This window comes from Chitinimonas sp. JJ19, assembly GCF_036961565.1.
Lineage (GTDB): Bacteria > Pseudomonadota > Gammaproteobacteria > Burkholderiales > Chitinimonadaceae > Chitinimonas.
On the sequence record NZ_JBAMDD010000005.1, the window covers coordinates 32,599 to 54,455 of the forward strand.

19 protein-coding genes are annotated in these 21,857 nt (G+C 62.6%); 12 read left to right on the forward strand and 7 right to left on the reverse strand.

Going from position 1 to position 21,857, the window contains the following annotated elements; all coding sequences use genetic code 11:
- Positions 1-4 precede the first annotated feature (4 nt).
- The 4 genes from V7714_RS07720 to def all read right to left on the reverse strand — a co-directional run bounded on the left by V7714_RS07720 (position 5) and on the right by def (position 3,522).
- Complete coding sequence (locus V7714_RS07720) at positions 5-502, reverse strand: DUF4390 domain-containing protein (protein ID WP_335709196.1); 498 nt, start codon at positions 500-502, stop codon at positions 5-7.
- 70 nt (positions 503-572) lie between these two features.
- Complete coding sequence (gene rsmB / locus V7714_RS07725; RefSeq protein ID WP_335709197.1) at positions 573-1,844, reverse strand: 16S rRNA (cytosine(967)-C(5))-methyltransferase RsmB; 1,272 nt, start codon at positions 1,842-1,844, stop codon at positions 573-575.
- A 57-nt stretch (positions 1,845-1,901) separates the two neighbouring features.
- Positions 1,902-2,825 carry a methionyl-tRNA formyltransferase gene (gene fmt / locus V7714_RS07730; protein ID WP_335709198.1) on the reverse strand — a complete coding sequence of 308 codons (924 nt, stop codon included), beginning with the start codon at positions 2,823-2,825 and terminating at the stop codon, positions 1,902-1,904.
- A 193-nt stretch (positions 2,826-3,018) separates the two neighbouring features.
- Positions 3,019-3,522, reverse strand: a complete 504-nt coding sequence (gene def / locus V7714_RS07735; RefSeq protein WP_284195133.1) for a peptide deformylase — start codon at positions 3,520-3,522, stop codon at positions 3,019-3,021.
- Positions 3,523-3,654: 132 nt separating this feature from the next.
- Here def and V7714_RS07740 point away from each other — a divergent pair, with 132 nt between their 5' ends.
- The 6 genes from V7714_RS07740 (at position 3,655) to V7714_RS07765 (ending at position 12,738) form a co-directional block, all read left to right on the forward strand.
- The gene (locus V7714_RS07740; protein WP_335709199.1) at positions 3,655-4,728 is read left to right on the forward strand and encodes a LysM peptidoglycan-binding domain-containing protein; all 1,074 of its coding nucleotides are present in this window, start codon (positions 3,655-3,657) and stop codon (positions 4,726-4,728) included.
- Between the two features lie 156 nt (positions 4,729-4,884).
- Positions 4,885-5,979, forward strand: a complete 1,095-nt coding sequence (gene dprA / locus V7714_RS07745) for a DNA-processing protein DprA (RefSeq protein ID WP_335709200.1) — start codon at positions 4,885-4,887, stop codon at positions 5,977-5,979.
- A gap of 34 nt (positions 5,980-6,013) precedes the next feature.
- Complete coding sequence (locus V7714_RS07750) at positions 6,014-6,475, forward strand: DUF494 family protein (protein ID WP_284195136.1); 462 nt, start codon at positions 6,014-6,016, stop codon at positions 6,473-6,475.
- Positions 6,476-6,601: 126 nt separating this feature from the next.
- Complete coding sequence (gene topA, locus V7714_RS07755) at positions 6,602-8,905, forward strand: type I DNA topoisomerase (RefSeq protein ID WP_335709201.1); 2,304 nt, start codon at positions 6,602-6,604, stop codon at positions 8,903-8,905.
- Positions 8,906-9,279: 374 nt separating this feature from the next.
- On the forward strand, positions 9,280-11,880 hold the full coding sequence (locus tag V7714_RS07760) for a bifunctional diguanylate cyclase/phosphodiesterase (protein ID WP_335709202.1): 2,601 nt from the start codon (positions 9,280-9,282) through the stop codon (positions 11,878-11,880).
- A gap of 114 nt (positions 11,881-11,994) precedes the next feature.
- The gene (locus V7714_RS07765) at positions 11,995-12,738 is read left to right on the forward strand and encodes a lysophospholipid acyltransferase family protein (RefSeq protein ID WP_335709203.1); all 744 of its coding nucleotides are present in this window, start codon (positions 11,995-11,997) and stop codon (positions 12,736-12,738) included.
- Between the two features lie 15 nt (positions 12,739-12,753).
- On the opposite strand, the gene V7714_RS07770 is transcribed toward V7714_RS07765, so the two are convergent.
- Entirely contained in the window at positions 12,754-14,784 is a 2,031-nt protein-coding gene (locus V7714_RS07770; RefSeq protein WP_335709204.1) for a site-specific recombinase, read from the reverse strand.
- Between the two features lie 200 nt (positions 14,785-14,984).
- On the opposite strand from V7714_RS07770, the gene V7714_RS07775 reads away from it, so the two are divergent.
- Both V7714_RS07775 and V7714_RS07780 read left to right on the forward strand, forming a co-directional pair.
- On the forward strand, positions 14,985-15,275 hold the full coding sequence (locus V7714_RS07775; RefSeq protein ID WP_335709205.1) for a SelT/SelW/SelH family protein: 291 nt from the start codon (positions 14,985-14,987) through the stop codon (positions 15,273-15,275).
- Between the two features lie 349 nt (positions 15,276-15,624).
- Positions 15,625-15,813, forward strand: coding sequence for a hypothetical protein (locus V7714_RS07780; RefSeq protein WP_335709206.1), 189 nt, complete (start codon positions 15,625-15,627; stop codon positions 15,811-15,813).
- Positions 15,814-15,863: 50 nt separating this feature from the next.
- Here V7714_RS07780 and V7714_RS07785 read toward each other — a convergent pair whose 3' ends face one another.
- Positions 15,864-17,468: an ATP-binding protein gene (locus tag V7714_RS07785; protein WP_335709207.1), complete on the reverse strand. Its 1,605-nt coding sequence runs from the start codon at positions 17,466-17,468 to the stop codon at positions 15,864-15,866.
- A gap of 170 nt (positions 17,469-17,638) precedes the next feature.
- The gene (locus V7714_RS07790) at positions 17,639-18,406 is read right to left on the reverse strand and encodes a TlyA family RNA methyltransferase (protein WP_335709208.1); all 768 of its coding nucleotides are present in this window, start codon (positions 18,404-18,406) and stop codon (positions 17,639-17,641) included.
- Positions 18,407-18,581: 175 nt separating this feature from the next.
- Between V7714_RS07790 and V7714_RS07795 the strand changes: the two genes are divergently transcribed.
- The 4 genes from V7714_RS07795 to V7714_RS07810 are packed head-to-tail and all read left to right on the forward strand — an operon-like array spanning position 18,582 to position 21,856.
- Positions 18,582-20,363: a GspE/PulE family protein gene (locus V7714_RS07795; protein WP_335709209.1), complete on the forward strand. Its 1,782-nt coding sequence runs from the start codon at positions 18,582-18,584 to the stop codon at positions 20,361-20,363.
- Between the two features lie 43 nt (positions 20,364-20,406).
- Entirely contained in the window at positions 20,407-21,303 is an 897-nt protein-coding gene (locus V7714_RS07800) for a patatin-like phospholipase family protein (RefSeq protein WP_335709210.1), read from the forward strand.
- A complete protein-coding gene (locus V7714_RS07805; protein ID WP_335709211.1) occupies positions 21,300-21,626 on the forward strand; it encodes a tetratricopeptide repeat protein in 327 nt (108 codons plus the stop codon). The genes V7714_RS07800 and V7714_RS07805 overlap by 4 nt, the downstream gene beginning before the upstream one ends.
- Positions 21,623-21,856, forward strand: coding sequence for an RNA-binding S4 domain-containing protein (locus V7714_RS07810; protein WP_290333507.1), 234 nt, complete (start codon positions 21,623-21,625; stop codon positions 21,854-21,856). The genes V7714_RS07805 and V7714_RS07810 overlap by 4 nt, the downstream gene beginning before the upstream one ends.
- The last annotated feature ends 1 nt before the right edge of the window (position 21,857 follow it).

Sequence of the window (21,857 nt, forward strand, 5' to 3'; positions counted from 1 at the left end):
ATGGCTATTGGGCCTCTTCGAACTCGACTGTAGTCTGCTCGGAGTTCAGCTTCCATTCGGCATCGCCCAGCAAACCCAGTTGCAGGGGCTTGGGCAGCTTGTCGGTATCCAGCCGCATGGTCAGGTGGCCGGCAAAGCGGCTGTCGAGCTTCTTGGTCACCGACCCGCGCTCGGCCACCATCCAGTCGCGCACCACGCCCAGGCTGCGCAAGGCGCCATCCAGGGTATCGTAGCTGCGGTAGAGCGTGCCCACACCCACCCGGTAGCTGCGGGTGAGGCCGTGGTAGGACAGACGGTACTCAATGCGCGCGGTAGGATCAAACCAATCGGCCACCCGCCGCCAGGCCCAGTACCAGCGGGGCTTGGTAAGCGTGAACTCGACTGCGAAGGTGAGTGGCACCCCGGATAGCAAAGCATTTTCATGCATGGCATCAAGGCTGACCAGGAAGCGGGCATCAATGCTGAGCCGCCCCTCCTGCTCCACGCCATGATAGGACTCCAACGCTATGCCGCCGGCCCATAACGGCAGGCAACACAACAGGGCACAAAGCTGCAGCAGCAGGCGCTGTGTGTTAGTCCTTGGCAAGCAGGGTGTAGAAAAAGCCATCGTGGCGTTCGTTAGGCAGCAGTTGCCCGCTTTCCGGCATGCCTGGTAGCAGGGACAGCCGCCGTGCGTCGGGGTGGCGCGTCAGGAAATCAGCGACATGTTGTTCGTTTTCCTGCGGAAACACCGAGCAGGTTACGTAAAGCAGTTTACCACCCGGTTTGAGACATCCCCATAAAGCTTCCAGCATGGCGGCCTGCTGCGTGGCGAATTGCGCAAAATCGTCGGGCCGACGCAGCCATTTGATATCGGCATGGCGCCTAGCCACCCCCGAGGCCGAACACGGCACATCGGCCAGGATGCGGTCAAACTGCTGGCCGTCCCACCAGCCGGCAGGCTGGGCCGCATCGCCCACCACCAGCCTGGCCTTGAGCCCCAGCCGGTCGAGGTTGGACTGCACCCGCTTGAGCCTGGCCTCATCGACATCCAACCCTGTCAGTTCCAGCGCAGCCAGTTCCAGCAAATGGCCGGTCTTGCCCCCCGGGGCACAACAGGCATCCAGCACCCGCATGCCATCGGCCACATCCAGCAGGGGCGCAGCCCACTGCGCGCCGATATCCTGCACCGAACACACACCTTCGAAGAAACCGGGCAGCTTGTCGACCGGCACCGGCTCCTGCAGACGTATGCCCACCTCGCCATCTGCCTCTGCAGCCATGCCTGCAGCCCGCAGGCTGGCCAGATAGGTATCTCGCTGCTGCTGCCGGCGATTGACCCGCAAGCTCATAGGCGGATGCAGGTTGTTGGCCGTCAGCACCGCCTGCCAATCCTGCGGATAGGCCTTGCGCATGGCCGCCACCCACCATGCCGGATGGTTCCAGCGGGCCTTGTCGTCCTGGCCGGCGGCGGCCAGCAAGGCGTCTTTCTGCCGCAGGAAATTGCGCAGCACGGCATTGACCATGCCCTTGGCGTAACCCCCGTTGAGCTGGGTTGCCACCTTGACGGCATGATCCACCACCGCGTGGGGGGCGCTACGGCCCCAGGCCAGTTGGCTGATACCGGTCGCCAGCAGGGCACGGATGGCAGGGTCGGTATCCGGCCGCTTGAGCAAGCGCCCCAGCACAAAATCCACCTCGCCGTAATGGCGCAGTGTGGTGTAGGCGATATCCTGGATGGCCGCACGCTGGCGCGGCTCCAGCTCGGGGCTGCGCTGGCGCTGGCGGGCCAGCACATCGGTCAGGTTGCGGCCGGCCAGGACGGCGGCAACCGCCTCGCTGGCCAGGCGTTGGGTCAGGAACATGGCAAGGCTTCTATGAGTAAGGTGATGCAATAGAGATCAAACGGCGAAGCGCGGGCATCAGCCCAGCACATCGCCGACGGCCAGCTTGCCCGCCGCCAGAAAATCCCGCACCGGCAGACGCTTGCCACCAGGACGCTGCAGTTCAGTCAGGCACAACACGCCCTGGCCAGTGGCGACCCGCACACCGTCGGCGCCTACCTGTAGCACCGTACCAGGCACACCGCTCCCCGCTTCTGCCTGGGCAGCCCAGCACTTGATCAGCTCCTCGCTGTGGCGGGCCGTGGTGCCGGGGAAGGGATCGAAGGCCCGCACACGGCGGGCCAGCAATTCGGCCGGCTGCTGCCAATCCAGCGCAGCTTCCTCCTTGCGTATCTTCTCGGCATAGGTCACGCCTTCTACCGGCTGCGGGACCACCGCCGCCTGCAGCGCGGGCAGGTCGACCAGGGCCGCGACGATGGCCTCGGCACCGCAAGCGGCCAGTTTGTCATGCAGGCTACGGGTGGTATCGGCGGGCGTGATCGCAACCGGGTGGCAACTGAGCATGCCACCGGTGTCGAGGCCGGCATCCATCTGCATGATGGTGATGCCGGTAAGCGGATCCCCCGCTTCGATGGCCCGCTGTATGGGGGCGGCGCCGCGCCAGCGCGGCAGCAACGAACCATGGATATTGAGGCAACCCAGCCTGGGCATATCCAGCACTACCTGCGGCAGGATGATGCCGTAGGCGGCGACCACCATGACATCGGCCGCCATCGCCGCCACTGGCGCCTGCTGCTCTTCAGTACGCAGCCTCTCCGGTTGGTAGACCGGCAAGCCATGGCGCTCGGCCAACTGCTTGACCGGCGAAGCCAGCAATTTCATACCTCTTCCAGCCGGTCTGTCAGGCTGGGTCAATACCAGCACGATCTCATGGCCGGCATCGATCAGGGCCTGCATGGCGGTAGCGGCAAATTCAGGTGTGCCGGCAAAAATCAGCTTCATCGGTTCTACTCTATCTGCAGGCGCAGATGACAAGGTGCCAGGGCAAGGTGGCGCGCAACGCTCGGCGCCCCGGCCAGGAGAGAAAATGCCCATATCGGCCAGCACGACCCTAGGCCAAGCCACCGCAGGGCAGCACAAATACCACACCACCAAAACCGGCAAGGGCGCCTAATACCGCGCTTGCCAGATCGCTTTAGAGTGTCTTGCGCTGGTTCTTTTTCAGGCGCGACAAAATGCGGGTTTGCTTCAGGCGGGAGAGTTTTTCCACAAAAACCCTACCCTCCAGATGATCCATTTCATGCTGTATGCAGATAGCCAACAGGCCCTCTGCCTCCAGCTTGAAGGGCTTGCCATCGCGGTCCAGTGCCTCGACCACCACATGCTCGGCCCGCTCCACCTCTTCATAGATGCCGGGCACCGACAGGCAGCCTTCTTCAAAAACCGTGTAGCCATCGGCACTGACTATGCGCGGGTTGATCAAAGCCAGCAAACCGCTTTTATCCTCACTCACATCAATGACCACCACCCGTTTATGCACGTCCACCTGGGTGGCCGCCAGGCCGATGCCGGGGGCTTCGTACATGGTCTCGGCCATGTCATCGATTAATCGACGAATATCGTCGTCGACTTTTTCAACCGGCGTTGCAACCTTATGCAAACGCGCGTCCGGATAATGCAGGATATTCAGGATCGCCATATTTTCTTGCTAGCCTATCTATTTGGATGCAGAATTTGAGCAATTGGTTTTAAATGACCTTAGCATATACTTAGTGGCATTATGCCACGTTGCCATCAGCGTCCAGGCCCCGACCAAACAAGGAAGCCAGTCATGCGCCCGTCCAGTATCCGCGCCAAACTCATTTCCCATATCGCTCCAGCCGTCATTATAACGCTGGCAGCGATCTTGCCGGCTGCGGCCGATGAGCTGACCCTGCAGGAAAATGCCCCAGACCGCTATGTCGTGGTCAAGGGCGATACCCTCTGGGACATCTCTGGGAAGTTTCTCAAACACCCTTGGAAGTGGCCAGAAATCTGGAACATGAACAAGGATGAAATCAAGGATCCGCACTGGATTTACCCCGGTGACGTGATCGTGCTCGACATGAGCAGCGGCAACCCGCGCCTGCGCCTGCTGGGCAACGACGCCAATGATGCGCGCCGCAGCCGCGACAAGCTGAACCCCAAGGTGCGCGTCACCCAGTTCGACAATATGTCGTCGCCCCCCATCCCTACCAGCGCCATCGTGCCCTTCCTGACCCAGCCGCTGGTGGTCGAGGAAAGCGAGTTCCTGCAGGCGCCCCGCATTGCCCAGAACGCCGACGACCGGGTTACCCTGACCATGGGTGACACGGCCTATGCCGTTGGCGTTACCGGCAACCCCGGCGACCAGTGGCAGGTATTCAACGGCGGCAAGCTGTTGCGCGACCCCGACACCAAGGAAGTACTGGGCTACGAAGTGCTGTATGTGGGCGATGCCGTGACACGCCAGGTGGCAGACGTCAGCACCATCAGCATCACCAAGGTAGCCAGGGAACTGGCGCTTGGCGATCGCCTGATCCCCAAGCCCCGCATGGCCTACCCCAACTACGTGCCGCATATCCCCACCCGCGATGTGGAGGGCAAGATCATCTCCACCGTCGGCGGCGTGAATGATGCCGGCCCGTACACCACGGTGGTGATCAACCGTGGCGAACGCGACGGCCTGGAGCTGGGCCACGTACTCAACGCCTACAAGGCACCACGCCCGATCAAGGCCGCCAGCAAGGCCGAGAAGGGCATGATGACCCCGGCGGAACGCAATGGTTATGTCTTTATCTATCGCGTTTTCCCCAAGGTATCGTACGGCCTGGCCCTGAACGGCACCCGTCCGCTCAACCTGCTGGATGTGGTGCGCAAGCCCTGATCCCGTAGTTTTGCGGCAAAGCCGGACAACATGGCGCGACCTAACCGGTCGCGCTGTTGTTTGTGGCTAAGAGCCTGTTCAAAGCCTTTTCGCCACGCTGCGATATCAATGCAATACGACGGCACGAGACAGTGCCGCGACGCCGGGGAGGCGACCATGCGGGACACCGATAGCGAAGACTGGTTACGGCTGAGCCTGACGCCCGGCATGGGCCCGGCGCATACCTGCCGGCTGCTGGCCGCCTTTGGTACGCCAGCCCAGGTGTTGGCCGCCAGCCAGGCCAGCCTGGCGCGGCATGTGCCCGACAAGCTGGCACAGGCACTGAAGCAGGGGCCGGACCCTGAGAAACTGGCCCGCTCACTGGCCTGGCTCGACATCCCTGAAAACCGCCTGCTGACCCTGGCCGACAGCGACTACCCGGCCAGCCTGCTGGAAATCAGCGATCCGCCCCCGGTGCTGTATGCCAAGGGCCAGGTCGGGCTGCTGGGCGGCGCCAGCCTGGGCGTGGTGGGCAGCCGCAATGCCACCCCCCAGGGCGTGCAGAACGCCGAGGCCTTCAGCCGTGACCTGTCGCAACGCGGCTGGTGCATCGTCTCTGGCCTGGCCTTGGGCATAGACACCGCCGCCCATCGCGGTGGGCTCAGCGGCCCCGGCAGCACCATTGCGGTCGTCGGCACCGGGCTGGATATCGTCTACCCTGCCCGCAACCATGCACTGGCACACCAGATCGCGGCAGAGGGCCTCATCATCTCTGAGTTCGCCCTGGGCACGCCTGGCCGTGCAGGCAACTTCCCCCGCCGCAACCGCATCATCTCCGGCCTGGCCCGTGGGGTGCTGGTGGTGGAGGCGGCCTTGCAGAGCGGCTCTTTGATTACCGCCCGCGAAGCCGCCGAACAGGGGCGCGAGGTGTTCGCCATTCCCGGCTCCATCCATTCGACCTTGTCCAAGGGCTGCCACCAGTTGATCAAGCACGGCGCCAAGCTGGTGGAAACCGCTGCCGACATCCTGGAAGAGCTGGGGGCTGCACCGGCACCCGCTGTTTTACGACCAACGGCAAAAAACCCGGCAGCACCGGCCGACGCGGCAGAAGCCAGCTTGCTGGCGGCTTTGGGCCATGATCCCCTCGATATTGACAGCCTGGTCACGCGCGCCAACTTGACGCCCGACCGGGTCTACGCGATGCTGTTGACGCTGGAGTTGACAGGACAGGTCGCCAAACTACCCGGAGGCCGCTATCAACGCTTGGCCTGAATGTAACCGTTACCCGCAATACCAGAGGTCTCCCGTGTTCGACGTACTCGCCTTTCTCTTCGAACAATATTTCTCGCTGGACAACTGCCCGGACCGCAGCACCTTGGCCAAACAGTTGTCGGCTGCGGGCTTTGACGACGAGGAAATTGGTGAGGCACTGGACTGGCTGAGCGAGTTCGATGAGCTCGACAATGCCCCCTATGCCTTGCTTGATGAACGCAGCATCGCCATGGCACGCGTGCTGCACCCCAGGGAAGAAAGCCGCCTGACCGTAGAGGCGCAGGCGTTTTTTCACTACCTGTCGAGTTCGGGTGCCCTCAGTGCGGGCAAACGCGAACAGCTGATAGACCGGCTGATGCAGAGCAACGCTCAGTCCATCGATGCCGAAGCGGTCAAGCGCGTGGCACTGATGGTGCTCTGGCGGCAGGGCGATGATCTCGCCAATCTGCTGATTGAAGAGCTGCTGTTCGCCGAGTCTGACGGTCAGATGCATTAGTCCAATGCGCTGGCAGGATTGGCTTTTCCTGCTGCCGCACCTACATTACCCCTAGATATCGCGTTGCAGCCCGCTTGCCAAGCCGGGCTGTACGCACTCCAACTCACCGCCTCTTGCGGAGCCCGCATGGCTGATAATCTGTTGATCGTCGAATCGCCCTCCAAGGCGAAAACGCTGAAGAAGTACCTCGGTAGCGATTTTGAAATCCTGGCGTCGTACGGCCATGTCCGCGGCCTGGTGCGCAAGGATGGCTCGGTCGATGTGGACCATGGCTTTGCCATGAAGTACCAGGTCATCGCCAAGAACGCCAAGCACGTGGACGCCATCGTCACCGCAGCCAAAGCCGCCAAGAACGTCTATCTGGCAACTGACCCGGACCGCGAAGGCGAAGCGATCTCCTGGCACCTGCTGGAGATACTCAACGGCAAGAAGGCACTGGACAAGAAACTGGTGAAGCGCGTGGTGTTCCACGAAATCACCGAAACCGCCGTCAAGGCCGCCGTGGCCAACCCGCGTGATGTGGACAGCCACCTGGTGAATGCCCAGCAGGCACGTAGCGCGCTGGACTATCTGGTGGGCTTCAACCTCTCGCCGTTGTTGTGGCGCAAGGTACGTTCCGGCCTCTCGGCCGGCCGCGTGCAGAGCCCGGCACTGCGCCTGATCTGCGAGCGCGAGAACGAGATACGGGCGTTCACAGCCCAGGAATACTGGTCAGTCCATCTGGACAGCCACAAGGGCAAGACCAAATTCGGTGCCCGCCTGCACGAATGGCGCGGCAAGAAGCTGGAACAGTTCGATGTGCCGGACGAGGCCACCCAGGCCGAGATACTGGCCGCCCTGGCAGGCAAGCCGGCCAGCGTCAGCAATGTGGAAAAGAAGCGCAAGAGCCGCAACCCCACAGCACCCTTCACCACCTCCACCATGCAGCAGGAGGCGGTGCGCAAACTGGGCATGACTACCGACCGCACCATGCGCACGGCCCAGCAGTTGTACGAAGGTATTGCCCTGGGTGACGGCACTGCCGGTCTGATTACCTATATGCGTACCGACTCGGTAGCCCTGGCCAACGAAGCGGTGGCCGAAATACGCGAGTACATCGGCAGCCAGTTCGATGCGGAGTCGCTACCAGCCAGCCCGGTGGTCTACAAGAACAAGTCCAAGAATGCCCAGGAGGCGCACGAAGCCATACGGCCGACCTCCATCCTGCGCACGCCTGCCTCGGTCAAGGCCTATCTGTCAGCCGAGCAGTTCAAGCTGTATGAAATGATCTGGAAGCGCACCCTGGCGAGCCAGATGTCGCCCGCCAAGTTCGATACCACCAGCGTGGATATCGCCATGGGCGAGGCCATCTTCCGCGCCAGCGGCCAGGTGCTGGTGTTTGCCGGCTTCCTTGCCGTCTACGAGGAAGACGTGGATGACGCCGAGGATGAGGACAATGCCAAGCTGCCGGTACTGGAAGCCGGTGAAGACCTGCCGGTAGACAAGCTCTACGGCGAGCAGCACTTTACCCAGCCACCGCCCCGCTACTCGGAAGCCTCGCTGGTGAAGGCACTGGAAGAGTTCGGCATAGGCCGCCCCTCCACCTACGCCTCCATCATCAAGACCCTGAAGGATCGCGAATACGTCAACCTGGACAAGAAACGCTTCCTGCCGACCGATACCGGCGAGGTGGTGAACAAGTTCCTGACTGACCATTTCGGTCAGTACGTCGATTACCAGTTCACCTCCAAGCTCGAAGACAAGCTTGATGAGATCTCCAACGGCGAGCGTGACTGGATACCGGTGATGGAGGAGTTCTGGACCGGCTTCTCGCAGCAGGTAGAAGAAAAGAAGTCGCTCAAGCGCAGCGAAGTCACGCATGAAGCGCTGGATGAAGCCTGCCCCAAGTGCGGCAAGCAACTCACGGTGCGGCTGGGCAAGCGTGGGCGCTTTGTCGGCTGCACCGGCTACCCCGAGTGCGACTACACCCGCGACATGAACGAGACTGCCGAGCAGAAGGCCGAGGAGCAGGTGCAGGTCATCGAAGACCGCGTCTGCCCCGATGACGGTGGTCAGCTGATCGTCAAGTCCGGCCGCTACGGCAAATTTATCGGCTGTGCCAACTACCCCAAGTGCAAGCATATCGAGCCGCTGGAAAAGCCCAAGGACACCGGCGTCACCTGCCCTGTCTGCAACACCGGCATGCTGATCGAACGCAAGTCGCGCTATGGCAAGCTGTTCTATAGTTGCAATACCTATCCCAAGTGCACCTACGCCACCTGGAATCCGCCCATCGCCGAGACCTGCCCCAAGTGCCAGTGGCCGGTATTGACGCTGAAGACCACCAAGCGGCGCGGCCTGGAAAAAGTCTGTCCGCAGAAGGAGTGCGGCCATGCCGAGACGGTGATGACACCGGAGCAGCTGGCGGCGCAGGCGGAGAGCAGCGAGTAAGCGCCTGATCAGGCCAAGGAGGCCCGCCTGCAGGCGGGCTTTTTTGCGCTCAGGCGGCGTACGCCCTTGGCGCCGGTGGCGACTGGGGTGGGCGTGACAGATTTAGTCAATGTGGGTAAGGCATGTTGCTTGCCAACAGGGGCCGCATCCGTGCCGACGGCCTGGGCCAGCACGGCCACCCGTGCAGGCCAAAACAGGAATAACCAATAAAATCATGGCCTTGGTTTTTTTGATGACACCCATGCCCATCGCCAACGACGGGGATAGGCAGCGAACAAGGCAGGCGGCAAAATAACCGTGTGCGCCAGCTGACATGTTGACGTCATTTCGGGAGTAAGATGGCTGTTCGCCCCGCAGAGGGCAGGAGATACCCCATGAATGCCCGTCGCGATCTCGACGACGCTACGCCCGCGCAAGGCAATACCACCCGTGACTACCTCGAGGCACTGGATGCTGCCGGACAGTTGATCAACGATGCCAGTCCTGATGCCCTGGAGCGCGCCCTGGCGGCCATTGCCCGGGCCGCCGATGCCGACGCCGCTGCGTTGTACCGGCATGGTGCAGGCAGCATGCGGGCCGACAATGTGGGCGCCTGGCGTGGCAAGATCGTGCTGCCGCGTGCCGTGGCCGAATCACTGAACCGGCTCGATTACCGCCTCTATCGCGATCTGCATGAGACCCTCTCCGCCGGCCTGATGCTGGAGCGCCGCGCCAGTGAGTTGCTGCCGGCTACCCAAGTCATGCTGGGGCCGGCCGGCGTGCAATACCTGCTATGCGTGCCGCTGCTGGATGCCGGCGAGCTGATCGGCTTTCTGGCCCTGGCCTACCTGGAACAACCCCGCCGCCGCGTATCGGGCGAGCCGCGTTTTCTGGCCACCCTGGCCAACTACCTGGCCCTGGCCCTGGTCCGGCAGCAGGCTGAACAGCGCATGGGCGTCAACGCGCTGCGGCTGGCCACCCTGGTGGGTGCCACTGAAGACATGGTGTTCGAGCTCAGTGCCGATGGCATCGTGGTGAATGTCTGGTCACACCACCCGGCCCTACCCAGCGCCAGTCTGATCGGCCTGCCGCTGGACATGGCCTTTCCGCAGGACATGGCCTGGGCCCTGGGCCAAGCCCTGCCGCGAGCACTGGCCAGCGAAGCCCGCGAGCAATTCGAGTTCACCCTGCCCAGGCTGGAGGGTGTGATCTACTGCATCGGCCGGCTGCAGGCCGTGCCCAGCGAAGATGGCGGCCGCCGCAATGCGGTGGCGCTGATACGCGACGTGACCGAGCTGATGCGTGAGGAGGCACGTCGCCGCGCCATGATAGACACGCTGGACCAGCTGGAAGAGGCTGTGATCGAGCTGACCCAGGAAGGCCGGCTGACCCGCCTCTCTGCCGCCTGGAGCACCCTGCGCGGCCGCAACAATGCCAGCCGCGAAGACCTGGAGCAGATGCTGACCGACTATGTGGACGGCAGCGACCACCCTCCCCTGCTGCACGCCTACAACCAGGTGCTCAGCCAGGGAGAACCGTTGTCAGTGCGCTTCCGCTTGTTGCGCGACGGCGCCGAGCCGCTGTGGCTGGAGGCGCGGTTGCTGCCAAACTGGGGCGCCGATGGTCAGAGCCATGGCCTGCGTGGCGTGCTGCGCGACGTGACCGCCGCCCATCTGAGCGAGGAACATATCCGCCAGCTGGCGCTGTATGACGGCCTGACCGGCCTGCCCAACCGGGTACTGCTGGACGACCTGCTGCACCAGGCCCTGGCCCGCGCCAAGCGCAGCGGCGGCCGGGTGGCGCTGGGCTTCATCGACCTGGATCATTTCAAGCAGATCAACGACGCCTTCGGCCACCAGGCCGGCGACCAGGTGCTGGCCACACTGGCCAGGCAGATACGCTCGGTGCTGCGCGAGGAAGATGTGCTGGCCCGCTGGGGCGGCGATGAGTTCATCGTCATGCTGCCCGACCTGCCCGACCTGGCCACCCTTAGCCAGGTGGCAGAGCGCCTGCGCGAGATTGCCCGCCAGGGCATCGTGCTGGAAGGCATAGAGACCCGTCCTACCATCTCCATCGGCATGGCGGTCTACCCCGACAACGCAGAAAGCGCCGAGGCCCTGCTGCGGGTAGCCGACAGCACCATGTACCACGCCAAGTCCATGGGGCGTAACAATGTGCAGTTCTATGGCGACATCGTGCACCTGAAGAGCATAGGCCGCGAGCACATGGCCATCCAGACCCGCCTAAACCACGCGGTGCTGGGCAATGAGCTGCAGGTGTTCTACCAGCCCATCGTCAATGCACGCACCGGCCAGGTCAGCTCCATCGAGGCGCTGGCGCGCTGGCACGATGACAGCGTGGGCTGGATCACGCCACAGTTGTTCATCCCCATGGCCGAGAAGCTGGGCCTGATCAGCGAGTTGTCGGAGCAGATCACCGTGCAGGCGCTAACCAAGCTGCGCGGCTGGCGTGACCGGGGCTTTATGCAGCCCCTGGCACTCAACGTCTCGCGCAACCTGCTGTTCTCGCCGCGCTTTGTCCGCAACCTCATCAAGACGGTCGAGGAATTCAAGCTGCGGCCGGCCGATGTCATCGTCGAGATTACCGAAAGCCTCGCCCTGACCGACCAGGCCCGGCAATCACGCCATCTCAAGCAACTGCATGAATCGGGCTTCAAGATCGCCATTGACGACTTCGGCACCGGCTATTCCTCGCTGTCGCAGCTGCACGACATGCCCATCGACATACTCAAGGTGGATCTGAGCTTTACCGCCCGGCTCAACAATGAATCGGGGCGCCGCATCATGCAGGCCATCGTGCAGATGTCGCACGCCCTGGGGCTGGACGTTGTGGTGGAAGGAGTGGAGACCCTGGAGGCGGCCCGCTTCCTGCAAGGCTTGGGGGTGGAGCTGATGCAGGGCTTCCATTTCAGCGAGCCGGTACCGGCTGGCGTATGTGAGCTGTATCTGCAGCTGGGGCTGGACGGCAAGATTTGAGGGCCTGCTTGCACGGCTCAGCCCACCGCCGTCTGGCGGCTGTGATAGTGAACAGCTGTTCATTGAGCGCAGAAAGCCGCAGAATGCCGTCCGGTTCCACCACGAGTTGCCGCAATGCGTTTCATCAAGGCGATCTATAGCGTTTATGTTGGCCTGCTGTTCCTGATCGGCGTCGCTGCCGTCATCCCTTTTTACCTGCCGGCCTTGCTGCTGGATGAACACCGTCGGCTGGCTGTCATGTACGCCGCCAATCGCATCTCCATGCGCTGCTGGTCGTGGCTGACCGGCATACGGCTGCAGATTGAGGGCCAGGCCGCCTGGCAGCCTGCGCCCGTCATCATCGGCAACCATTGCAATATGCTGGACATGCCCATCTGCGCGATGGCCTGCGCCCGTGCGGTGAAGGTGCTAGCCAAGCAGGAGTTTGCCCGTATTCCGCTGCTGGGCTTCCTGTTCAAGAGCTTTGCCGTACTGGTGGCCCGCGATTCGGCCGAGAGCCGACAGCGCAGCGTGGCCGCGCTGAGCAAGGCACTAGGCCAGGGCTGGCCGGTATTCATCTTCCCCGAAGGCACCCGTAACCGTGGCAATACCCCCTTGCAGAACTTCCGCGACGGCCCTTTCCGCTTTGCCATCGGCGCCCAGGCGCCTATCCAGCCCTTTGTGCAACTGAATATGCGCAGCGTGCAGCAGCTCAACACCCTGCTGTTTCAGCCGGGCAAGGTGATCTTTCGCTGGCTGCCGCCCATCCCCACAACCGGCATGACAGAGGCAGACGTGCCCGCCCTGCGCGACCGCGTCTACGCCCTGATAGAGGCCGAGCTGCGGCGAGACGACCCCGCCTTCAAACTCGCAGCTTAGAGCCTGTTCAGGATCTTAGCCGGCCTGCGTAGGCTGCGCCGCCGCAATGACCGGCGCGTCCTTGGGCGCGATAAAGAAACGCTGTGGCGATCGCAGGAAGCGTTGCAGCAGCTTCAGCACCAGGGTGCTGCCATCCACGAAGCGGATGCGCCGCGAGCGCAGGGCCACAAACAGTGCCAGGCTGAAACTCACCGCCAGATTGGTAAAGCCGATCAAGGCAATGCCGATGATGGACATGGCCCATAGCTGCCAGCCCAGCTGGAAATCCAGCGCTACCGCCGCATAGGCCAGGTAGGCCGACGAGAAGGTGATGTGACGGATATCGAGTGGCAGGCCCAGCAGGAAGCCCACGGTGCCCATGGAGCCCAGCATGATGCCGAAAAAGAAATTACCAGCCAGTGCGCCGAGGTTGTTCTCGATATAGGTGCAGATGCGCTGCCAGCGGGGGAAGCCGAACAGCCGGCGTGGCCAGCGCAGTTGCAGCAAACGCTCGGGAATGCGGTTGTAGACCGCCATGTTGTCGTAGTAGCCCGAGATCAAACCCGACAGGAACAGACAACAGCCAGCGATGGCCGCATGCGGCAGCGCCAGGCTGCGTATGGGGTCGAGCTCATGCAGCAGGTGCAGGGCTTTCTCCGGCGTGACCCACACCTCGCCCAGGCCATACTTGACCGCCAGGGCAATGGCAAAGGCCGTGGGTATGGCCACCCCTACATTCCCCAGGATGGCCACGAACTGGGTACGCGCCACCGCCTCGATCAAATCCACCAAGGCGTCCAGCCGGTCCTTGCCGCCCACGCCATGCTGCTCGATGGTGGCGGCAATGCGGGCGGCCGTCATGGCAGGTTGCTTGGTGGCAATGGTGAAATGCAGCACATGCACCAGCATGAAACCCAGCGAGTAGTTCATGCTGAAGGCGAAGGCCTCAATCAACGGCGCCAGTTTGAGTTTGGCCGTCAGTATCTTGAGCAGGGCCATGAAACCGACGATCAGGCCGGCGCCCATGGCTGACTTGGCCATGGCCTTCCATTCGCTGCGGTTGCTGGCGATGTAATGCTCGCCTGTACGGCCGGCATGCTCGGTAATCTGCAGGGCCAGCAAATCGGTATTGGTGGCAAACAGGTCACGCAGGCTGGTCTTGCGGTTATCTGCCTCCACCAGCACCTTGAAAAAACGCACGGCCCGCTCGGGCAGCTGTTGCGCCTGTTCGGGCGCCAGCAAATCCAGCACCAGCCGCAGACGGGCCAGATGCTGCTGCAGCCGTACCATCAGATAGGTGAGGCTGACACTGACACCCTCCTGAGCCGCCGTCTTGCGCAGCTTACCGATAATCTCCTCGCACTGGCCGAGCAGGATGCGTACATGGCTGTCATCCTCGTGCGCCAATGCAGGGTCTACCAGGCAGGCCTTGTAGCGCTCCAGATAATCGCGCAGCGCCACATTCTGGGTCAGGAAAGGCGACTCGAACTGCTCGATGGCCGGGTGATTGCGCACGAGTTCCGGCTCCAGCCCGATCGCCGAGATGCGGTAGGACAGCACCTGGGCCGCCTCCAGCAGCTCCAGCCGGGTATTGCGGGCATCGCGCTCATGCTGGCCCTCGCCAAACTGCATGGCCTGCCACACTTCCAGCCAGACTGTATCGGGCACGGCACTGACCCACAGGTAGTCGTCCTTGCGGGCGAACACCTGGCCAAATACATCTTTCAGGTAGCCGTCGCGGTATTCACCAGGCAGCAGCTTCTCGCCCAGGCGACGGCGAAAGGCACTCCACACCCCCTCGTTGGAGAGAATGCCGGTATCGGTATACAGGTGCAGCTGACGGCGGGTGCCGATCAGCCTCATCAAATAGTCACGCAAGCCACGCCGGAATTCCGGCCGCTGCGACAGCAGGAAAGCCAGGGAACGAAGGATATTGACGGCATATTCGCCATCGTCGGCCCGTCTGGGGCGTATGGCGGCAATCAGGTCTGCCATGGCATCTGGCGTGGCATCCTGAGTGGCGGCAATGCGCTGCAGGGCGGATTCGAGCGAGGCGTTCTGGGTCATAGGCAAGGCTCCATGCGAGTCGCTGTCAGGGTGGTTCCCCCGGGGTGGCTCCGCCACAGGGCGGGACGTACCGAAATCACTATTGAGGCCAAGACTAACGCAAAAGTTCTGCGCGGCGCAGCCCGGTGTGTACAGCCAGCTTCCCTGAGCCTGGCCGGATTGACTATAGTGCCTGCTGCTCTGCAACAGGAATCCCCGCCATGCCAGCCCCCCGCATCGAGATCCATTACTGCACCCAATGCCGCTGGCTATTGCGGGCCGCCTGGCTGGCCCAGGAGCTGCTGTCGACGTTTGAGCAGGAACTGGGCGAAGTGGCCCTGCAGCCGGGCACCGGCGGGGTGTTCGAGATCCGCGCCAACGGCCTCACCGTGTGGGAGCGCAAGGCAGATGGCGGCTTCCCCGAAGCCGCCGAATTGAAGCAAAGGGTGAGGGACATCATCGCCCCAGACAAGCCGCTGGGGCATAGCGAGCGCAAAGCCGACCCGGCCTGATGGCTGTGGTGGGGTCGGCTGGACGGCTGCAGTCCATACCCGACTCCCTGCCGCCAACATACCCATATCTTGCCTGTGCCTGCGTTACGCTTGACCAACTCGCATGCACTGATGACCAGCAGAGACTTGGCAGAGTAGCGAGCCGGCCTAAGGCAGTGTTGGAAGCGCAATCCGCGCGGGAGTCCACACTGCGCACCGGCCACGTCTAATATTATTGCTCTGCGACAGTGTTCTGGCCTTGTAGCCCACCGCTATGCTGTACTTGGAGTATTGCTTGAACTAGGTGGTAGCTTTATCGAGGAATCCCGCCCATTAAAATCAGCAAATTTTTAGCGTAAAAGGTGCAGACATGAGCCAAATCGAAGTAGAGAGCGAAGGAAAGATTTACCGAGCGGATTATGTTCTGAGTGAGAACGTAGTTACAGTTTTCGGAGAGGGCGGCACAAGCTCAACTCAGCTCGGTGGCGTATCGGAGCGAACAATTGCGAAAATGCTTCTACGCAATTTGATTCGTGAAGGAAAAGTCCAACCAGAGTAACAAATCTATTTCTAACGTTCGATCACCTACACGGCGACAAAACAAAGCGCCTAATCCGCCACCGGCAAGGTAAAGTAGAAACACGCCCCCTCGCCCTCGGCCGACTCTGCCCATATCCGCCCGCCGTGCAGGTGGATGATGCGCTGCGCCATAGCGAGGCCTATGCCGGTGCCGTTGAACTCGCGGTCGGTGTGATAACGCTGAAAGGGGCTGAACAGCTTGTCGGCCCTGCTGCTGTCAAAACCCACGCCATTGTCGCGCACATAGAACACCTCATCGCCATGGGCGCTGGGTTGCACGCCTACTTCGATCACAGCGCCAGGGCTGCGGCTGGTGTACTTCCAGGCATTGCCCAGCAGGTGCTCCAGCGCAATCATCAACAGTCCGTGGTCGGCGCTGACGGTCAGGTTGGGCGCGATACTGACGGCAGCAGTGCGGCGGCCATCGTGCTGGCGTAAGCGGCCCATCACACCGCCGGCCATCAGGCTCAGATTCACCGTGCTGCGGCGCATCGGTTGGCTCGACAACAGGAACAGCTTGTGCAGATCATCGATCTGATCGTTCATGCGGGCGGCTTCGGCGCAGATGCGCAACAGGTAATGCCGGCCATCGGGCGACAGGGATTGCAGGTGGTCTTCCAGCAGGATATTGCCAAAACCGTTGATGGCACGCAGCGGCGCGCGCAGATCATGGGAGAGCGAATAGGAGAAGGCCTCCAGCTCGTGGTTGACCGCCCTGAGCTGGTCTGCCCGGGTATTCAGCCTTTGCTGCAGGCTGTCATAGCTGCTGACATTCTCCAGTGCCAGCGCCACGCTGTCCGCCAGGTCTTGCAACAAGGCCAGCTCGTCGTGGCTGGGCAGGCAGGGTTGCGCCCAATAGGTGCCTATGGCGGCGATGGGGTCGGTTTGGCGCACCGGCGTCATCACCATGCTTTTGACAAAGGTGGGGCGATAAGCGGCATGGGGCACCCGGTCATCCAGATAGATATCGGGTATCACCACCTGCTGTTTGTGCTGCATGGCCCAGCCACTGACACAGGCCGATATGGGAAAACGCCTGCCCTGCCATAGCGGGCTGATGGCGTCCTCGGCCAGGTAGTAGCACTGGTCGCCCTCGCGCAGTACAAAGGTGGCGCCATCGGCCAGCACCAGCTCGCGGGTGACGGTACGCACCACATGGGCAATGTCATCCAGGCAGCGGGCACGTCCCAGCTGCTTCACCGCCAGTATCAGCTGGGCCTGGCGGCGGCTGTAGTCATGCAGCAGGGCGGTGTCGCTATTGCTGTCCGGACGCTCCAGCAGCATGCGCGCCGTGTGCTTGAGCCGCCACAGGTCGCGCTTGTCGATAAAATCCTTGGCGCCTGCATCCAGGCCGGCCTCGGCCGCCAGTTGATCGGCATGGCCGCTGAAATAGAGAAACGGCACGCCGGGCTGTATCTGCTGTGCCAGCCAGAGTGACTCATGCCCCTCGCAGCCGGGTACGCCGCTGTCGGAGATCACCAGGTCGTAGGCTTCGCGCGCCAAGGCTCCGCGATAGTCATCCGCCGTCTCTACCACATGGAGATCCACCATCACACCCAGGCGCTGCAGGGCATTGCCTGCCATCTGGGCATCGAGCGGGTTGTCTTCCAGATAAAGCACTTTCCGGGCAGCCATGGTTTCCTTCCTCATCCGTGGCATCTCTACCGCTGCAGGGCATGGCTCATCACGACTGATGGGTCAGCGAATGCGGGTGCGTTTTTTTACCAACTTATCCGCTAATTTATAAGCCAATGCTAACGCTTTTTCCATACCCTTTGGTCTGCCGGTCCCCCGCCTTGTTCCTCTCAGAGCCTGGTCAGCAGCATAAAGAATTCGCGATTGCCATCGCCGCCCGCTATGGGGCTGTCCAGCCAGGCATCCAGCCTCAGGCCTTGATCCTGCGCCGACTGGGTGACCTTGAGCCTGACCCCCTCATACAAGGACGCATCACGGACAATACCGCCCTTGGCAATGCCCTCGCGGCCGACCTCGAACTGCGGCTTGACCAGCCAGAGCAGGCGGCCGCCCGGCCGCACCAGCGGCGCCACGGCAGGCAGTACCAGGGTCAGCGAGATAAAGGACAGATCCGCCACCGCCAGGTCGTACGCCTGTCCGCCATTGGCTGCCAATAGCTCGGCAGCATCCAGCGCACGGGCGTTGATCCCCTCGAACAGGCTGACACGCGGGTCTGCCTCCAGTGTCGGGTGCAGCTGCCCATGACCCACATCCACCCCGACCACGGCGGCAGCGCCTGCCTGCAGCAGGCAGTCACAGAATCCGCCGGTTGAGATGCCCACATCAAGGCAGCGCCAGCCCGTCACGTCCAGCCCGGTCTCGGCCAGCGCGCCGGCCAGTTTGAGGCCGCCGCGCGAGACATAGCGGTCGGCCGGGTCGGCTGCCACCTCCAGCTGGGCATCGGCCAGCAACTTCTGGCTAGGCTTGCTCACCAAGGTGCGGCGCCCGGCCTCCAGCAGGTGTACCCGTCCCCCGGCGATATAGCTTTGGGCAGCGGTACGGGATGGGGCGAGGCCCAGTTCGGTGAGCAGTATGTCGGCGCGTATCAGTTCAGTCATGGGGGGATTTTAAGCCAGGGAGGCGGCAGGATAGGTGCCCACACCAAACAATTTCAGGGGCAACGACGCTATGGCACGGCGACCACCGCATATTGCTGCCGACAATTCGTTTGGCATAAGCGACAATTAGGCAAAAGCCGGCTTGAATGCCGGAACAACCGCGAGATTACTGCCCATGAAAAAGTTCTTTCCCGTGCGTGGCCATGGCGACCACCGCCTGTCCATCAAGGCCTTGGTCGATACCTTGACGGAAGAGGGGCATATTCCTGCCGGTACGGCGGCGGCGTTTCTGATACCGGCCCGCACCTCGGCCCACGGCAAGACCCATCCCTTCAATGCCATTGCACCGCAGGGCTGGCGCAGCCAGATCAACGACGAGCTGATCGACGTGGAATGGCTGGGACACTGGCTGGGTGCCAAGGTGGGGCTGGCCTGGTTCCATATCGATCCGCTGAAGATCGACGTGGCCAGCGTCTCGGGCGTACTGAGCCACGGCTATGCCAGCCGCTACGGCATCCTGCCTATTGCAGTGGATGCCACCTCTGCCACCCTGGCCACGGCTGAGCCCTTTGTGCGGGACTGGGAAGACGAACTGAGCCGCATACTCAAGCGCGAGATCAAGCGGGTAATGGCCAACCCAGAGGATATCGCCCGCTTTCTGCCCGAGTTCTACAACCTGTCGCGCTTCGTCAAGCAGGCGGTGGCGCAGTCGGGCACGCAGAACAACCTGGCCAACTTCGAGCAGTTGGTACAGCTGGGCCGCACCGGCAATGTCGATGCCAACGACCACCATATCGTGGCGCTGGTGGACTGGCTGTTCCAGTATGCCTTTACCCAGCGCGCCTCGGATATCCACCTGGAACCCCGCCGCGAGGCCGGCCATGTGCGCTTCCGCATCGATGGCCTGCTGCATGCCGTCTACCAGGTGCCGCCCACGGTGATGAACGCACTGATCTCGCGCATCAAGGTATTGGGCCGGATGGACCTGGCGGAAAAACGCCGGCCGCAGGATGGCCGGGTCAAGACCAAGACCCCCGACGGCCGCGAGATCGAGCTGCGGCTATCCACCATGCCCACGGCCTTTGGAGAGAAGCTGGTGATGCGTATCTTCGACCCGGCCATCCTGGTGCGCGACTTCGCCGCCCTCGGCTTTGGCCCGGACGAGCAGCAACGCTGGCAGGGCTATGTGCGCCAGCCGCACGGCATTGTGCTGGTGACCGGCCCTACCGGCTCGGGCAAGACCACCACGCTCTACACCACGCTCAAGCAACTGGCGACCGAAGAAGTCAATGTCTGCACGGTGGAAGACCCCATCGAAATGATAGAGGCCAGCTTCAACCAGATGCAGGTGCAGCCGATGATAGACCTGACCTTTGCCGAGGGCGTGCGCACCCTGTTGCGGCAGGACCCGGACATCATCATGGTTGGTGAAATCCGCGACCGGGAGACCGCCGACATGGCCATACAGGCCGCCCTGACCGGCCATCTGGTGCTCTCCACCCTGCACACCAACGATGCCCCCAGCGCCGTGACCCGTCTGCTGGAACTGGGTGTGCCGCCCTATCTCGTCAGCTCCACCCTGGTGGGCGTGATGGCCCAGCGCCTGGTGCGCACGCTCTGTCCCCATTGCAAGCAGCCCGGCACACCGTTGGAAGCCGAGTGGAATGCGCTGGTGGCACCCTGGAAAGCCGCCCTGCCCAAGACCGCCTACAAGGCCGTAGGCTGCCTGGAATGCCGCAATACCGGCTTCCTGGGCCGGATAGGCCTGTACGAGATGCTGAGCATCAGCAATGAGCTGCGCCGCCTGGTGGCATCGGTCGCGCATCCGGGGCTGATCAAGGAACAAGCCATCAAGGATGGGCTCAAACCGCTCAAACTGGCGGGTGCACAAAAGATTGCCGCTGGTCTGACCACGCTGGAAGAAGTCATGAAGGTCGTGCCATCCGACTTTGACTGACTTACTATCGCGCCTTCAACCCGTCTCACTCTCCCGGTATCTCATGCAACGCCGCTCATTGCTGCTCGCCCTGCCCCTGCTCCTGGCTGCCTGTACCACCACGCCCGACACCCCGCCGGCCGTGGCGGCGCCCGTGCCCCCCAAGCCACTCAAGCTGCCGCGCATCGGCATTGCGCTCGGCGGCGGTGCCGCCAAGGGCTTTGCCCATATCGGCGTGATCAAGACACTGGAAGGGCAAGGCCTGACACCGGCCGTGGTATCCGGCACCAGCGCCGGTAGCGTGGTGGGGGCACTCTACGCCAGCGGCATGAATGGTTTCAGCCTGCAGGAGCAATCCTTTGCCCTGGACGAAGCCCGCGTGCGTGACCTGACGCTGGGCTCCGGCGGCCTGGTCAAGGGCGAGAAGCTGCAGGAGTATGTCAACGAACTGGTAAAGAACCGCACCCTGGACAAGATGGTCAAGCCCTTTGCGGCAGTCGCCACCGAGCTCGATACCGGCCGCCGCGTCGCCTTCAAGCGCGGCAATACCGGCCAGGCAGTGCGGGCCTCGTGCAGCATCCCAGGGGTGTTCCAGCCTACGCTGGTCAACGGCAAGCGCTTTGTGGACGGCGGTCTGGTGAGCCCGGTGCCGGTGGATACCGCCCGCGAGCTGGGGGCGGACATCGTCATTGCAGTGGATATCTCCACCAAGGCAGATTACGGCAAGACCAATGAAGGCATGTTCGCCATCCTCAACCAGACCATCATCATCATGGGGCAGAAGCTGGGCGAACAAGAGCTGGCCCGGGCCGATGTGGTGATACGGCCCAGGGTAGGCAGCATAGGCTCGGCCGATTTCGAGCAGAAGCACAATGCCATACTGGAAGGCGAGCGGGCAGCCCAGGCCGCACTGCCCGCCATTAGGGCGGCCATTGCCCGCTGGCAGGCGGCACAGAAATGATCACCCAGCTGGAAAAAATGCTGGACGGCCCCCGCGATGGCGCCCTGCTGCGCTTTTCGCTGGGCAACGAATACCTCAAGGCAGGGCAAGCAGCACAGGCAGCCAGCTACTACCGCGACGCCTTGGCGCGCGACCCGGCCTACTCCGCCGCCTACAAGGGCCTGGGCAAGGCACTGGAGCAGGCCGGCCAGCCCCAGGAGGCGCTGGCGACCTATGAACAGGGCATAGCAACGGCCACCACCCGCGGCGATATGCAGGCCGCCCGCGAGATGACCGTCTTTGCCAAACGATTGCGCAAGGCGCAACAAGGACCACAACCATGAACCAGCACACCGTCGAGCTCAAGGGCGAGTACATCGAACTGCATAACCTGCTCAAATTCCTGGCCATTGCCGATTCGGGCGGGCAGGCCAAGATGATCGTGGCCGAAGGCCTGGTCGAAGTGGATGGCGAGATCGAGTTCCGCAAGACCCGCAAGGTCTATGCCGGCAGCGTGGTCAAGGTGTTCGATGAAGAGATACAGGTTGTGGCCAATCCCAATCAAGCCGGTTGAC